The sequence below is a fragment of the Streptomyces filipinensis genome (assembly GCF_014649495.1).
Classification (GTDB): domain Bacteria; phylum Actinomycetota; class Actinomycetes; order Streptomycetales; family Streptomycetaceae; genus Streptomyces; species Streptomyces filipinensis.
This window is the reverse complement of record NZ_BMTD01000004.1, coordinates 276,654-288,283: the sequence shown is the minus strand read 5'-3', so window position 1 is coordinate 288,283 and position 11,630 is coordinate 276,654. Positions and strand designations below refer to the sequence as shown.

At 72.7% G+C, this 11,630-nt stretch carries 8 protein-coding genes and 1 pseudogene; 4 read left to right on the top strand and 5 right to left on the bottom strand.

Going from position 1 to position 11,630, the window contains the following annotated elements; translation table 11 throughout:
- Nucleotides 1-104 precede the first annotated feature (104 nt).
- A complete protein-coding gene (locus tag IE244_RS12245) occupies nucleotides 105-917 on the bottom strand; it encodes an AfsR/SARP family transcriptional regulator (RefSeq protein ID WP_191873368.1) in 813 nt (270 codons plus the stop codon).
- 292 nt (nucleotides 918-1,209) lie between these two features.
- Here IE244_RS12245 and IE244_RS12240 point away from each other — a divergent pair, with 292 nt between their 5' ends.
- The 4 genes from IE244_RS12240 (at nucleotide 1,210) to IE244_RS12225 (ending at nucleotide 5,783) form a co-directional block, all read left to right on the top strand.
- Nucleotides 1,210-1,524 (top strand): hypothetical protein, encoded by a 315-nt coding sequence (locus IE244_RS12240; RefSeq protein ID WP_191873366.1) that lies wholly within the window; start codon nucleotides 1,210-1,212, stop codon nucleotides 1,522-1,524.
- A complete protein-coding gene (locus IE244_RS12235; RefSeq protein ID WP_191873364.1) occupies nucleotides 1,521-3,797 on the top strand; it encodes a TOMM precursor leader peptide-binding protein in 2,277 nt (758 codons plus the stop codon). Before IE244_RS12240 ends, IE244_RS12235 begins: the two co-directional genes overlap by 4 nt.
- Before the next feature lie 87 nt (nucleotides 3,798-3,884).
- Entirely contained in the window at nucleotides 3,885-5,123 is a 1,239-nt protein-coding gene (locus IE244_RS12230; RefSeq protein ID WP_191873362.1) for a sensor histidine kinase, read from the top strand.
- A 45-nt stretch (nucleotides 5,124-5,168) separates the two neighbouring features.
- Nucleotides 5,169-5,783 carry a response regulator transcription factor gene (locus IE244_RS12225; RefSeq protein WP_078963912.1) on the top strand — a complete coding sequence of 205 codons (615 nt, stop codon included), beginning with the start codon at nucleotides 5,169-5,171 and terminating at the stop codon, nucleotides 5,781-5,783.
- 210 nt (nucleotides 5,784-5,993) lie between these two features.
- Here the strand turns inward: IE244_RS12225 and IE244_RS41865 are convergent.
- From IE244_RS41865 to IE244_RS12205, 4 genes and pseudogenes are all read right to left on the bottom strand, one after another.
- A pseudogene (locus tag IE244_RS41865) lies at nucleotides 5,994-6,251 on the bottom strand (4'-phosphopantetheinyl transferase family protein); the annotation flags it as partial.
- A 367-nt stretch (nucleotides 6,252-6,618) separates the two neighbouring features.
- On the bottom strand, nucleotides 6,619-7,878 hold the full coding sequence (locus IE244_RS12215; protein WP_191873360.1) for an acyltransferase domain-containing protein: 1,260 nt from the start codon (nucleotides 7,876-7,878) through the stop codon (nucleotides 6,619-6,621).
- A 46-nt stretch (nucleotides 7,879-7,924) separates the two neighbouring features.
- Nucleotides 7,925-9,844, bottom strand: coding sequence for an acyl-CoA dehydrogenase family protein (locus tag IE244_RS12210; protein ID WP_191873358.1), 1,920 nt, complete (start codon nucleotides 9,842-9,844; stop codon nucleotides 7,925-7,927).
- Complete coding sequence (locus IE244_RS12205; protein ID WP_191873356.1) at nucleotides 9,841-11,610, bottom strand: fatty acyl-AMP ligase; 1,770 nt, start codon at nucleotides 11,608-11,610, stop codon at nucleotides 9,841-9,843. Before IE244_RS12205 ends, IE244_RS12210 begins: the two co-directional genes overlap by 4 nt.
- Between the last annotated feature and the right edge of the window lie 20 nt (nucleotides 11,611-11,630).

The window sequence follows — 11,630 nt, the reverse complement described above, 5'->3', positions numbered from 1 at the left end:
GCGGCCGGCCACGGGCAGGGGCGGGACACCCGGTCGGCCTCGTGGAGCAGGCGATCGACCCGGGCGCCGTCCACTGGAGGCGCAGACTCGGTCGGCCGTGCGGGTCAGCCCGCCGCCGAGGTGGGGACCTGGTGGAGCAGCTCGGCGTCCAGGGAAGGGTCCGCCGAGAGGATCGACTGGTGCAGCCGCTGCAGTCCGGGCGACGGTTCGAGACCGAGCTCCTCGACGAGCGAGCCACGCAGCCGCTGATAGGCCTCCAGGGCGCGCCAGGCCTTGTTGGAGCGGTGCAGCGCGGTCATCAGATGCGCGCAGAAGTTCTCGTGCATGGGGTGCTTGGCCACCAGCACCCGCAGTTCGGGCACGATCTCGGCGTGCCTCCCGAGGCGCAGATCGGCCTCGATGCGCAGCTCCAGCGCCGCCATGCGGTCCTCTTCGAGCCGCAGCGCCTCCAGTTCCAGGACGCTGCCGACGGGCACGTCCACGAGGGCCGGCCCCTGCCACAGGTCCAGTGCTCTGCGCAGCAGCTCCGCCGAGGTCCGGTAGTCGGTCGCCTCGTGGGCGTCCCGGCCGGAGGCACACAGCTGCTCGAACTCCTGGACGTCGATCTGCCCCGGCTGCACCTCCAGGAGGTAACCGCCGTGCTGGGTGACCAGGATGTCCTTGGGCTGCCTGCTCTCGTCGCCCTCCAGGGCGGCGGATATCTTGCGCCTGAGCTGGAGGATGTAGGTCTGCAGGGTGGTGGCGGCACTGCGGGGTATGTCCTCGCCCCAGATCTCCTCCATCAGCGTCGGCACGGTGACGACGCGTCCGGTCTGCAGGGCGAGCAGGGCGAGAATCTGCCGCGGCTTGGCGGCACTCGGCACCACCGACACCCCGTTGAGTTCCGCCGTGAGCCGACCCAGTACCTTGATGTCCATGTGATCACTCTCCCGTCTCGCGCGGGCGGTGCCCGCCCCCGTCTTACGCGGGCGGTGCCGTCGGCCGAGGGACCGGCGGTCGCCGCCTCCCGAGCAAGGCAAAAGCTTCGCAGCAGCCGGGTTCGAGCCACAGTGCGCGGGTCATGAAGAGGCCTATGAAAATGTCATAGCGCGATGGTGACGCCCGCACTGTGCGGCTTGAAACCACGCCCCCCAGAATTCGAGTCGCGGGACAGCCGAACGGATTCCCGATTCGCAGCGCTTCTCAACACTCATGACTCTGGAGGGTTCCATGAGCACGTTGATCATCCCCGCGCCGGCCCGCCCGGCGGCAACGCCCCCGCAGCACCTCGACATCGCGCTCCTCACGGCCCGCGCCGGCCTCGAACCGGAACTGACCGAGCGCTACCTCACCGATCCGGTGTCCGTGCTCGCGGAGTTCGGACTCGCGGCGGCGGAGCCGGTGTATCTGGTGGGAGCCGGCCAGGACACGCTGGTGATCGAGGACCTCGACGACGAGAACACCGGCCTCGCGTACTTCTGCGGCGGCCCCGGCGGCGGTTGCACGCAGGACGCGCCGTACGACGTCGTCGTGCCGGCCGCATGAGCAGATCTCCCGTACCCGTCACGGCACCGCAGGTGGGGTTCAAGCCCCACCTGCGCGTCGAGGTCGTCGGCGGTGAGGCTGTGTACCTGTTGTCGGAGCGCGGCACGACCGCCCTGCACGGCCCGCACGTCGAGGCCGTCGCCCCGCTGCTCGACGGGACCCGGACCCTGGAGGCCGTTCTCCAGGAGGCCGCGACCGTGATGGACGTCGGGGCGGCGGGCCGGACGATCGCCGCGCTCGCCCAGGCGCAGTTCATCGGCTATCGCGCTCCGTCGGCGGATGCGGCGGCGGAGGCGTACTGGGAACTGGCCGGTCTGAGCGGCTCGGGCGCCCAGGCGGCGCTGAGCGGCACGCCGGTGGAGGTCCTGGTGCTCGGCCGGGCGGACGCCGGCCCGATCCGCGAGGAGTGCCTCGCCTCCGGTCTGACGCTGGCCGCCGACGAGCGGTCCGCCGCCTTCACGCTGGTCGTGTGCGAGGACTACCTGGACCCGATGCTGGCCGGCGTGGACGCGCGGCACCGGGCCGCGGGCCGGCCCTGGCTGCTGGCCAAGCCGTGCGGTGTCGAGGCCTGGGTGGGTCCGGTGTTCGGCGTCCCCGACGGAGCCTGCTGGTCGTGCCTCGCACACCGGTTGCGCGGGCATCGCGCCACTCAGGGGCCGGTGCAGCGGGTGCTCGGACTGCCCGGCCCGGTGCCGCTTCCGCGGGCCTGTCTGGCGTCCGTCCGCGCGCTGGGGCTGCAGAGCGCCGTCCTGGAGACGATGAAGTGGGTCGCCGGGATGCGCTACGCGGAGCAGGCCGCCCTGTGCACGCTGGACACCCGCACGCTGCGCACGCGCCACCACGCGGTGGCCCGGCGCCCCCAGTGCCCCGAGTGCGGCGATCCCGGCCTGGTGGCGGCGAGCGTACGACGCCCGGTGTCCTTCGTCTCCCGGCTGAAGTCGGCCACGGCCGGCGGCGGTCACCGGGCCCTGTCCGCCGAAACGGTCCTGAGCCGCTACCGCCACCTCGTCGACCCGCTGACCGGCGTCGTACCGGAGCTGCGGTCGGCCCCGGGCACGCCGCCCGGCCTCAACCGCTATCTCTCCGGGCGCAATCCCGCGCTGCACGCCGACTCGCTCGCGGGACTGCGGCACGGGCTGCGCAGTCACAGCGGCGGCAAGGGGACCACACCGCTGGAGGCCGAGGTCGGCGCGCTGTGCGAGGCGGTCGAGCGCTACAGCGCGACCCGCCAGGGGGACGAGCCGGTCGTCGTCGACACCCTCGCGGGGCTCGGCGACAGCGCGCTGCACCCCAACGCCTGCCAGCTCTACGCGGACCGGCAGTTCGCCCAGCGGGAGCGCTGGAACCGCTCGGCCGCCGCGGCCCAGTACGTGCCGCCGGCCTTCGACCCCCACGCCCCGACGGAATGGACACCGGTGTGGTCGGTGACCGCGGGGACCCACCGTCTGCTGCCCACGTCGATGCTCTACTTCGGTTCCGGGCCCGGCCGCCGGCCGTCGCCGATCGGGGCGGACTCCAACGGCAACGCGGCCGGCAGCAGTCTGGAGGACGCGGCACTGCAGGGTTTCCTCGAAGTGGTCGAGCGCGACGCGGCGGGCCTGTGGTGGTACAACCGCACCCGGCAGCCCGGCGTGGACCTGGACGCCTTCGACGAGCCGTGGCTCACCCAGGTGCGCACCGCCTACCGGCGGTTGGGACGCGAAATGTGGGTGCTCGACCTGACCACGGACTTCGGCATCCCCGTCATGGCCGCGGTCTCCTGCCGCAAGGGCGCGCTGTCCCCGCGTATTTGCTTCGGGTTCGGCGCGCATTTCGACCCGCGTACGGCGCTGCGCCGCGCGGTGACCGAGATGGCGCAGTTGCTCCCGCCACCGGAGGTGGAAGCGGAAGTGGGCGCCGCGTTCGGATCCGTACACCCGGAGCTGGCCTCCTGGTGGACCGGGGCGACTACCCGGAATCAGCCATATCTCGTACCCGACCCGGCCGAGTCACCACGCACCCCCGCAAGTTACGGGTGCGAACCACGGGAGGACCTGCTCGACGACCTGAGCGTGGCCGAGCGTCTGGTGCGGGAACGGGGCATGGAACTGCTGGTCCTCGACCAGACTCGGCCTGACGTGCGACTTCCCGTGGTGAAGGTGATCATCCCCGGGATGCGTCATTTCTGGGCGAGGTTCGCGCCCGGCCGCCTCTACGACATTCCTGTGACACTCGGTCGCATCGCGCGCGCGACGCGTTATGACGACCTGAACCCCATCGCCTTGTTCGTGTGAAACAGGCTAATTGCAGCCATCACTGGCCGCCGTTCAGTCGTGCCCATACCATGCCTTGCGCCATGTCCCCGGGCGAGGAGGTCACGAATGCCGGACGCTTTCCGGCGAACGGAAAGTCCCGCGGATGCCGAGGGTTCCCCCCACACCTCGGTCCATCCGGCACTGGCTCCCCGCCTCGCCCGCGCGATCATGATCGTCGTCCTGTGCTGCTACTGCGCCATCGTCATCCTCAACGTGCTGACGTACGACACGTCGGGCACCGCCAAGTTCGTCATCTGCATCGGCGTCGTGCTGGTCGAGTTCGGCCTGCAGTTCACCCTCACCTCACCCTCGGCACGCGCCTGGCCGCTGCGGCGGCGCCTGGTCACCCTGGCGGCCCAAGCCGTCCTGACCTACCTGCCGGTCGTGTGGTTCGGCCTCAACTGGGGCAGCATGCAGGGACCGCTCGCGGCGACGATCCTGCTCACCCTTCCGAACCGCGTCGCCTGGCCGCTGTTCGGGCTCGTCCTCGTCGGCTCGCCCGTGTATCCGACCATCTCGCTGGGCGCGCTCTACGGGACGTACGTCGGCCTCTCCATCCTCCTCGGCGGGCTGGTCATCTACGGTCTGACCCGCCTCACCGACCTCGTACGCCAACTGCACGACACCCGTGAACAGTTGGCCCGCATGGCCGTCACCCAGGAACGGCTGCGCTTCGCCCGGGACCTGCACGACCTGCTCGGATACAGCCTGTCCACGATCACGCTCAAGGGCGAGCTGGTCAGCCGGCTGATCGCCACCCGGCCGGAACTGGCGTCGGACGAGACCACGTCCCTGCTGTTCGTCGCGCGCCAGGCCCTGGCCGACGTACGGCTCGTCTCGCGCGGCTACCGGGACATGTCGCTGCGCGACGAGGCGGAGTCGGCGGCGCAGGTGCTGATGTCGGCCGAGGTGCGCACGGAGGTCGACGTGCGGGTCGAACGGCTGCATCCTGTGGTCGACACGGTTCTCGCGACCGCGCTGAGGGAAGGAGTCACCAACATCCTCAGGCACAGCAAGGCCGAGATATGTACCATCAAGGCCACCAGCGGGACGGAAACGGTTTTGCTCACGTTGGTGAACGACGGTGTGGCGAACGGGGGGGAGCCCGACACGCGTTCCGGTGGCGGGAGCGGTCTGGGCAATCTGCGGACGAGGCTCACCGACATCGGCGGGGAACTGACAGCCGGCGTCGACGAGGAAGGCCTGTTCCGCCTCGTGGCCCGGGCCCCGCTCCAGCCGCGCAAGGGCGAGGCCCGCGCGGGCACGGGCGGCGACGCGCCGGACCCGGAGAGATCCGAAGCCTGAACAGGGCCGATCAGACAAGACACCGCTGCCTGGGGGAGGTAACAGGTGCCATCCATCACCGTCCTGCTCGCCGAGGACGTGCACATGATCCGCGGCGCGCTGGTCGCACTGCTGCAACTTGAGCCGGATCTCAGGGTCATCGCCACCGTGGACCGGGGCGACACGATCGTCAGCACCGCGCTCCGGGTACGGCCCGACGTGGCGGTGATCGATGTCGACCTGCCGGGCATGGACGGCCTGACGGCCGCCGCCGACCTGCATGAACAGCTCCCCAGTTGCCGCTCCCTCATCCTCACCAGCCTGGGCAAGCCCGGCACCCTGCGCCGTGCCATGTCGGCTCATGTCTCCGGCTTCCTCCTGAAGGACTCCCCTCCGGACCAGCTGGCCTGCGCGGTGCGCTCCGTGGCGATGGGCGGACGGGTCGTCGACCCCCAACTGGCCCTGACCGCCTGGGACTACCCGGACAACCCGCTGTCCCGCCGGGAGATGGAAGTGCTACGGCTGGCGGCCCGCGGAGCCGATGCCGCCGAGATCGCCGGCTGCCTGTACCTCACCAAGGGCACCGTCCGTAACTACCTCACCTCGATCGTCGGCAAGCTCGGCGCCCGCAACCGCGTCGACGCCATACGCATCGCCGAGGACGCCGGCTGGATCCCCTGAGCCGGCCGGGCCGGGCACCCCGCCGGTCACCCCGTACAGCGCGTCCAGCAGCCCCTCGTGCAGCGTCGTCCCCACCGAGACGTCCGACAGCTCCCCGAACCCGTCGTCGAACACCGCCACGCTGACCACATGGCTGCCGCCGACGGCGAAGGTCCCGAACGTCCAGCCGCCGTCGTCCGTGGCCGAGCCGTCGGGGCGGACCAGCCGGGCGCCGGAGGCCCCGAGCAGGGCGAAGCCGAACTCGGTGAAACGGAACCGCAGGCCCTGGCCGAGCGCCTTGCTGTACGCCTCCTTCAGCGTCCACAGCCGCACCATCGTGTCGTTGCGGACGCTCTCCGTGCCCCGGTCGAGGTGCCGTTTCTCGAACGGGGTGCAGGCCTGCGCCTCGGAACCGGTGTGCGCGAGCCGGCGGTCGGCGCGCTCCACGTCGACGCCGATCCGGCCCCGGCGGGTGACGCCGACGACCATCGTCTCGTCGGTGTGGCTGAGGCTGATGTCGATCTGGTCCAGGCCGCGCACATAGGGGCGCCCGCCCGGCAGATAGGCCACGTCGACCAGGTGCGGCAGCGTCTGCACGGCCGCCGCGGCGGTGTGCCGCAGAAACAGCCGGGAGGCGAGGAAGCGCTGCCGCATGCCGGGCCGGGTGAGCTTCTCGTACCGGGCCCAGTCCCGGCCGAGGAGCAGGCGCAGGTCCGCCGCGCCGGGGTCCGGCTGCCAGTCGGGCATCCTGCCGTGCACCACGACACTGCCGGTGCGGACGAGTTCCTCGTGCACCCGCTCCCAGGGGCTGTCCGGTCCCGGCGCGAACACCGGCCGGCCGATCGTCGTCATCGGCTCACGCCCCGGCCAGCGCCGCCGCCAGCGGTCCCGCGTCGAGTGCCGAGATCACCCCGGCCAGGTCCACCGCGTCGCTCTCCGGGCCGCGGCACACCGCCAGGCAGGTCGGCCCCTCGGTGCCGCCCATCCGGCGCAGGAACGGCGTGAGCACCACCCGGGGCCCGATCTCCACCACATGGGTCGGCGTCTGCTGGGCGAGCATCGCCCGGGCGGCGTCGGCGAAGCGGACGGGGGAGGTGATCTGCTCGCTCCAGTACGCCCCGTAGAGCGGTTCGGTGGTCAGCCGGCCGTACAGGGTGGAGTAGAACGGCACCCGGGCGGCGCCGCCGGCGACCCGGCGGGCCACGGCGTCGAACTTCGGCACCATGGGCGCCATCAGCGGCGAGTGGAAGGGGTGGGTCACCGCCAGATGGCGGCAGGCGATGCCCCGGCTCTCCAGCTGCTCCTGGATGCGTTCGAGACCCTCGCGGTCGCCGGAGAGCACGGTGGCCTTGGCGGCGTTGATGGCGCTGATGCCGACGCCGGGCTCGGACGCGACCAGCTCGGCCGCCTCGAACGGGGCCGCGCAGGTGGCCATCATGCCGCCGTCGGAGGGCAGGTACTGCATGAAGGCGCCGCGCAGCGCGACCAGCTTGGCGGCGTCCGGCAGCGACAGCGCGCCCGCGACGGTGGCCGCCGCGAACTCCCCGATGCCGTGGCCCAGCACGGCGACCGGGGTCACGCCCTCCTCCCGCAGGGTCTGCGCCAGGGCGTACTCGACGGCGAACAGCGCGGGCTGGGTGAACGCGGTCTGGTGGATGCGCGGGTCGTTGCCGAGGATCAGCTCCACCACCGACGTACCGGTGTAGGGCAGCAACTCGGCGGCGGCCTGGTCGAGATGGGCGCGGTAGCCGGTGCAGTTCCAGTACAGGCCGGAGGTCATGCCCGGGTGCTGGGAGCCCTGCCCGGTGAACACGAACGCCGCCCGCACCAGGCCGCCGCCCGCCGGACGCGGGTCGTGCTGGGCCATGAACCGGGCCAGCTCCCGCACGGTGGGGTACGTCTCGATGTCGGTGGGGTCGACCACCGGCCCGAACTCCTCCTCGATGTCGCCGTACAGGCTGAGCGCGGCCACCGAGTCGAAGCCTCCGTACTGGTGGAACGGCACGTTCTCGTCCACCGGCACCCCGAGGTAGTGGGTGAGCCGCTCCGTGAGCCATTCGCGCTGGGCCGCGCCGAAGGAGTCGTCGTGTGTGTCGTCGTGCTGGGGTTCAGACATGGTCGGTGCTCCATCTCGGGCTCGGGTGGATACCTCCGCCGGCGGATCAGGCCAGCGCGGAGCCGTACAAGTCGTAGCTGCGGCGGCCGTGCAGGCGGTCCAGCGCCTCGGCGAGCACGCGCTGTTCGCACGCGGCGACGCGGCTGCCCCCGCCCGCCCGGTCCTCGGCCGGGTCGGGCAGGGGCAGGCCGAGGCGCCGGGCGAGGCGGTGGAGCACCGCGAACGCCCAGGCCGGGTCGGCCAGGAACGCGTCGGTCGGAGCGCTGGTCTGCTCGCGCCAGGTCCCCAGGCAGGCCGCCGCCGCCAGGACCAGGGTGTAGCGGTCGGCGAGCGCGAAGTTGCGCGGGCTGGCCAGCGCGGCGCGGTCACCGGGATCGATCTCGCCGAACGCCTTGGCCAGGTCGCGCAGTTCACCGGTGAAGGCCTGGGCGAGCGAGCGCAGCAGCCGCCAGTCCTCGCGTCCCCGCTCGGTGAGGTCGGCCGACTCCAGCCAGGTGGTGCAGGCCACCAGGGTTGCGGCCAGCGGGTCGCTGCCGGAGAGCAGGGACAGGCGTGGCAGGTCCAGCGGGGGCAGGTCCTCGTGCGGCCGGAACAGCGCCCCCGGTGCCTCCCGTTCCGCGAACCAGGCGTGCCGGGCGAAGTGCGGCAGCTGCGGCAGGATGCTGACCTGGCGGCCCGCGCTGCCGGCGTGACCGAGCGAGGTGACGGGCAGGTCGCGCAGCTGCTTCTGGAACATGCCGTAGGTGCCGCTCACCGCGAAGCTCTCCTCGCCGAGCACCGCCGCCATCTCGTCCATCGTCTCGGCGGCAAGCCGCGGCGCGAGATAGGCCGCGGACGCCGCGTAGACGCTCATCTGGTGCGGCAGCAGGTGCAGCGACCGGGTGGCGACCAGAGCCAGGCAGTCGATGAGCAGCAGGTCGAGGAAGGCGCCGGTGAGCACGTCGCGCACGTGCCGCACGTCGAGCGAGGAGCGGCCGTCGTCGCGGCGCCGGGTGGCGAAGGCGGCCACCGTGCGCAGCGCGGTGTCGACGCCGGCGAGCACGATCGACGGGATCAGGCCGCGGATCAGCAGCGAGGACCGCAGCGACAGTTCGTAGCCGTCGCCGATACGGCCGAGCACCGCGCTGTCGGGCACGGTGCAGTCGGCGAAGGCGAGGCCGCCGAACTCGGCGCCGCGCATCCCGTTGGTGGAGTGCCGTCCGGTGTCGGTGATCTGGCCGTCAGCCAGGTCGGCGCGGTCCAGGAGCAGCACCGAGTGGCTGCGGCCGCCGCCCGGGGCGGCCGAGGTGCGGGCGAAGACGACCAGGCCGCGGGACCGGCCCGCGTTGGCGATCGCGGTCTTGCTGCCGCTCACCGTCAGGCCGCCCCCGGCGGCGGGCCGGGCGGTCAGCTCGTCGCGGACGAAGTCGTTGCCGTGCGCCACCTCGTGCCGGGCGACGGCGACCCGGTCGCCGCCCAGCAGCAGCCGGGCGACCAGCCGGCGCTGCGTGTCACTGCCCGCGGTCCACACCGGAACCGCGGCGAAGAAGCAGCTCAGGCCGTATCCGAAGCCCAGAGAGGCGTCCCGGCGGAACAGCGGGCGCAGCAGCCGGCCGAGGACGTCCATGCGCGTCAGCCGGCCGCCGAGTTCGGCGGGGACGAACTCGGCGTTCAGACCGAACGTGTCGAGCACCCGCTCGGCGCCGGCCACGGGCTCGCCCGCCGCGTCGGCGGCGAGCAGCGCTGCGGCGCCGAGCGGGTTCCGCGGGTCGTCCAGGGGGCCCAGGGCGGCCTCAAGGGCGTCGATACGGGTTTGCTCCGCGGGGTTTGCGGGGGGCTCCGCGGGGTTTGCGGAGTGCGCCGCAGGGGGTGCCGGGAGTGGGCGGTCGGCGGGTGCGGGGGCGTCGTGGCTGGGCGCGCCGTTCCCCGCGCCCCTTCGGGACGCTGCCGCTGACGGCATCTCCGGCGCGCCGGGCGTTGTTGTCATCGGCGTTCCTTTCGTGGGGGGACGCTGTGCATCAGGCGCTCGACCTCCGGGTCGACCCACTGGTGCAGCGCGGTCAGTTCGCCGTTGAGGAACATCCGGCGCATGGCGGCCCGCTCCAGCTTGCCGCTGGTGGTGCGCCGGACCGTGCCGGGGCGGACCAGGAGCACACCACCCGGGGCCACGTCGTACTGCTCGCTCAGCCGCCGCTGCACGCCGGCGGTGAGTTCGGCCAGGTCCACGCCGTAGCGGCTGCGGGCGCGCAGTTCCTGGACCACGACGACGTGCTCGCGCTCACCGGGCACCCCGAAGGCGGTGCCGGAGCCGAACAGGGCGCTGACCTCGCGGACCGTGCGCTCCAGGTCCTGCGGATACAGGTTGCGTCCCGCCACCACGATGACGTCCTTGATCCGGCCGGTCACGCACAGCCGCCCGTCGATCAGCGCGCCGAGGTCACCCGTGCGCAGATAGCCGCCTTCGCCGTCCCTGATCCGCCCGTCGAAGGTGTCGGCGCTGTCCCTCGGGCTGCCCCAGTAGCCGGGCGAGACCGACTCGCCGCGCACCCATATCTCGCCGACCCGGCCGTCCTCCAGCGCCCTGCGGGTGTCGGGGTCGACGATGCGGACCTCGACGCCGGCGGGCCGGCCGCAGGACACGACCGCACGCTCGGGCTCGGCGGCGCCCGGCGGCCCGGGGAGGGCATGGGTGCCGAACGCGCAGGTGGTGCGGTCGCCGGCGACGAGCAGCGTGGCCTCGGCCAGGCCGTAGGCGGCCACGAGCGCCTCGGCGCGCAGCCCCGCGGGGGCGAACCGGTCGGCGAAGGCGCGCATGACGGCGGAGTTGACGGGTTCACCGCCGCTCACCGCGACCTGCCAGCCCGAGAGGTCGAGCCCGGCGAGCTGGCTGTCGTTGACACGGCGCACGCACAGGTCGTAGGCGAAGTCGGGGGCGCCGCTCACGGTGAGCCCGTAGCGCGAGATGGTCTCCAGCCAGTGGGCCGGGCGCTTGGCGAAGGCGACCGGGGAGAGCAGGACGGCGGTACCGCCGAGCCACAGGGCGTGCAGCAGCTGGCCGATCAGGCCCATGTCGTGGTGCAGCGGCAGCCATCCGCCGATCCTGCCGCCGGGCACGGTGCCCAGCGCCGTGTGGATCGCCCGGTGGTTGGCGAGCAGCGCGCGGTGGGTCACGATCACGCCGCGCGGCTCGCGGGTCGAGCCCGAGGTGTACTGCAGGAACGCCACGTCGTCGGGCTCCTGCCGCGGCGGCCGCCACGGTGCCCCGCCGTCGGTGCCGTCGCCGCCGGGAACGCCCTGCGCGGCCTCCGGGACGTCGGCGTCGGTGGGGATGCAGGTGACCCGCCCGTGCCCGGTGCGGGCCAGCAGCTGGGTGACGTCGAGGGCCTCCGCGAGCGAGGTGAGCACACAGCCGGCGCCGGAGTCCTTCACGATGCCCGCGACTCGTTCCTCGGGCCGGCCGAGGGCGCCGAGCGGCGCGGCGGGCACCGCGATCACCCCCGCGTACAGGCAGGCGAGGAAGCCGATGCCGAACAGGCTGGGTGACTGGTGCAGGAGCAGGACCCGCTCGCCGGGCGCGGCGTGGCGTCCGATCCGGGCGGCCACGGTGCGGGCGGCCCGGTCGAGTTCGGCGTACGAGAGCGTCTCCGGCAGCAGCGCTCCGTCCCGCTCGGTGAGGACGATCAGCGCCTCACGGTCGGGTGACTCGGCGACTCTGCCCCGCACGATGTCGGTGAATGTCCGGTGGCCGGTCAACGCCCTCCCCTTTCGGTGTC